The sequence below is a fragment of the Halanaerobium sp. genome, assembly GCF_003070835.1.
This window is the reverse complement of record NZ_QBLR01000352.1, coordinates 1-3,314: the sequence shown is the minus strand read 5'-3', so window position 1 is coordinate 3,314 and position 3,314 is coordinate 1. Positions and strand designations below refer to the sequence as shown.

The following is a 3,314-nucleotide window of genomic DNA, read 5'->3' as shown; positions in this document are numbered from 1 at the left end:
ACCAGCAGGAAATTTCCTGCTGGTTTTATTATTTTGTTTATTAACTTTTATTATTCTAAATCTTTAAAAGCCTTACTAAGCATTGGGATAGTTTTCTTTAGATCTCCAACAAGACCATAATCACAGATTTCAAAAATTGGAGCATCTTCATCTATGTTAATAGCAATAATTAAGTTAGAACTTTCCATACCTGCTTTGTGCTGGATTGCTCCAGAGATACCACAGGCAAAATAAACTCTTGGTTTAACTGTTTTTCCGGTCTGTCCTACCTGATGAGCTTTATCGATCCAGCCCTCATCTACTACAGCACGAGAAGCACCTACTTCTCCACCTAAAACAGAAGCCAGTTCTTCAATCAATTCGAAGTTTTCAGGACTGCCAACACCACGACCACCTGAAACAATAATTTCTGCTTCTTCTAGATTAACACTACCCTTAGCTTCTTTGATTATTTCTTTAATGGTAGTATAAATATCAATGTCAGATAGATCAGATTTTAGATTGATAATTTTACCACTATCTGTAACATGTGATTTGATATTTTTGTCAGCAATTTCTACTTCAATTTCTTCGATTTCTCCACTTCTAGAATAATCTGGCTCTGCCTTTTCCATAACTCCAGGCCTTACTGTTGACATTTGAGGTCTGTGGTCAGGACAAATAATTGTTGCCATTAAGTTACCGCCAAAAGCTGGTCTGGTCTGTAATAAAATTTTTCTTTCCTTATCAATTGCTAATTTAGTACAGTCTGCTGTTAAACCGGTATCTAAACGAGCCGAAATTCTTGGCCCAAGATCTCTACCATTGTGAGTAGCACCTAAAAGAACTATCTCAGGTTTTAACTCATTAATTAAATCACAAATGACAGATGTATAAGTTTCGGTTCTATAATCTTTTAATTCTTCATCCTCTACAATATATACGTGATCTGCTTGATATGCAAACAATTCTTTTGCTTCTTCTTTAATATCTGAGGCTAAGACAACTGCTGATAAAGTTGTATCCAGTTCATCAGCTAACTTTCTACCCTCACTACATAATTCAAAAGCAACATCCATTAATTTATTGTTTCTCTGTTCTGCTAAAACCCAAACACCTTCATAACCTGAGACATCCTGTTTTTCAACTTTATTTTCTTTTTCAATTTCCATTGCATCAAATTTACATTCTTTGACACAAATTCCACACATAGTACATTTTTCAGAGTCAACAACAGCTATATCATTCTCCATTTTTAAAGCATCAAATGGACAGTTACTTACACAAACTCCACATCCGACACAATTATTTTCAAATATTTTTAGCATTCAACTATTCCTCCTATAATTATATTACCTGTTCCATCTTCAATTTTTCTAATAATTTCTTAACTTTTTCTTTTTCGTTTCCTTCTAATATTTCACCTTTTTTCTCATTTGTAGGCACAAAGGTATCATATACCTGAGTTGGAGACGCATCAAGACCTAGCTTTGTCTTATCAATTTCAAAATCTTCTACTGTCCAAACCTTAATACAGTCTTCTTTTTGGAAAGCTGAGACAACTCTTGAAATAGAAGGATATCGTGGTTTATTAAGATCATCAATTACTGTTAATAGTACTGGTAATTCAGTTTCTACAACACTATAGCCATCTTCTAAAGCTCTTTTAGCTTTAACTTTCTTGCCATCTACTTCCAGAGCTTTGACATATGTAATCTGAGGAATTTCTAGTTTTTCAGCAATTTGTGGTCCTACCTGTGCTGTATCTCCATCAATTGCCTGACGACCACAGAAAATAAGGTCAAACTCGCCTGCCTCTTTAATTCCCTGTGCTAATGTATAAGAAGTTGCCCAGGTATCAGAACCAGCAAATGCTCTATCTGAAAGAAGAATACATTCGTCAGCTCCCATTGCATAAGCTTCTAAAAGTGCATTTTTAGCCTGAGGAGGTCCCATACTAATTACTGTAACCTTCCCACCATTTTCTTCTTTCAATCTTACTGCTTCTTCTAAAGCGATCTTATCTTCTGGATTTATAATACTTGGGACACCATCTCTAATTAATGTTCCTTTTTCTTCATCAATTTTTACTTCATTTGTGTCTGGTACCTGTTTCACACATACTAATATATTCATTATATTACCTCCTGTTAGTAAATCTAATTTATTTTAATAAAGAACCTGCAATAACCATCTTCTGTACTTCAGTTGTTCCTTCATAAATTTCTGTAATCTTTGCATCACGTAATAAACGCTCAACTGGATATTCTTTCATATATCCATAACCACCATGGAGCTGAATTGCTTTATTTGCAACATATACAGCAGCTTCTGAAGCATAATACTTAGCCATTGCTGCCTCTTTAGAATATCTCTGACCTGAATCTTTAGCTTTTGCTGCTTTGTAAACTAATAATCTTGCAGCTTCAACTTTAGTGCCCATTTCAGCTATTTCCCACTGTAAACCCTGAAACTTAGAAATAGGTCTGCCAAATTGTTCTCTTTCTTTAACATACTGAACAGTCTCATCTAAAGCTCTTTGAGCTATACCTAAAGCCTGAGCAGCAATTCCAATTCTACCGCCATCTAATGTTGCCATAGCGATTTTGAAACCCATTCCTTCTTTGCCGAGCAGGTTTTCTTTTGGAACTCTACAATCTTGGAAGATCAACTCTCTGGTATCTGATGCATTAATTCCCAGTTTATTTTCTTTTTTACCAAGTTTAAAGCCTGGAGTATCTCTCTCAATAATAAAGGCACTGATTCCTCTTGTTCCTTTGCTCTTATCAGTCATTGCAAAAACAATAAAAGTATCAGCCTCTCCAGCATTGGTAATAAATATTTTAGAACCATTAATTATATACTCATCACCATCTAATACTGCAGTAGTCTTTTGCGCTGATGCATCAGTACCTGCATCTGGCTCAGTTAAACCAAAAGCACCTAATTTATCTCCTCTTGCTAGTGGTTTTAAGTATTTCTCCTTCTGTTCTTCATTTCCAAATTGATAAATTGGATGAGCACCTAAAGAAGTATGAGCAGAAACAATTACTCCATGAGTTGCACATGCTTTGGATAATTCTTCGACTGTTATAGCATAACTTAATGTATCAGCACCTGCTCCATCATATTTTTTTGGAAAAGGAATACCTAACATATCAGCTTTTGCCATTTTTTTCACATTTTCTTTTGGAAATTCACAACTTTCATCAATTTCAGCAGCTATATCTTTAACTTCATTTTCGGCGAAATCTCTAACAACTTTTTTTATCATTTCCTGAGTACTATTCAAATTAAAATCCATTTTTTTACCTCCAAATTTTACTTTATTGCTT

General features: G+C 34.6%; 3 protein-coding genes. All 3 read right to left on the bottom strand.

Annotated features, from left to right (window positions below):
• Positions 1-50: 50 nt before the first annotated feature.
• The 3 genes from CI949_RS18870 to CI949_RS18860 are packed head-to-tail and all read right to left on the bottom strand — an operon-like array spanning position 51 to position 3,283.
• Positions 51-1,307 (bottom strand): electron transfer flavoprotein subunit alpha, encoded by a 1,257-nt coding sequence (locus CI949_RS18870; RefSeq protein ID WP_290769268.1) that lies wholly within the window; start codon positions 1,305-1,307, stop codon positions 51-53.
• Positions 1,308-1,326: 19 nt separating this feature from the next.
• The gene (locus tag CI949_RS18865; RefSeq protein WP_290769267.1) at positions 1,327-2,115 is read right to left on the bottom strand and encodes an electron transfer flavoprotein subunit beta/FixA family protein; all 789 of its coding nucleotides are present in this window, start codon (positions 2,113-2,115) and stop codon (positions 1,327-1,329) included.
• Between the two features lie 28 nt (positions 2,116-2,143).
• Positions 2,144-3,283 carry an acyl-CoA dehydrogenase gene (locus CI949_RS18860; protein ID WP_290769266.1) on the bottom strand — a complete coding sequence of 380 codons (1,140 nt, stop codon included), beginning with the start codon at positions 3,281-3,283 and terminating at the stop codon, positions 2,144-2,146.
• Positions 3,284-3,314: the final 31 nt, after the last annotated feature.

Excerpts from the sequence above, each read along its gene's own strand:
- CI949_RS18870 (WP_290769268.1), bottom strand. The coding sequence starts at position 1,307 with ATGCTAAAAATATTTGAAAATAATTGTGTCGGATGTGGAGTTTGTGTA.
- CI949_RS18865 (WP_290769267.1), bottom strand. The coding sequence starts at position 2,115 with ATGAATATATTAGTATGTGTGAAACAGGTACCAGACACAAATGAAGTA.
- CI949_RS18860 (WP_290769266.1), bottom strand. The coding sequence starts at position 3,283 with ATGGATTTTAATTTGAATAGTACTCAGGAAATGATAAAAAAAGTTGTT.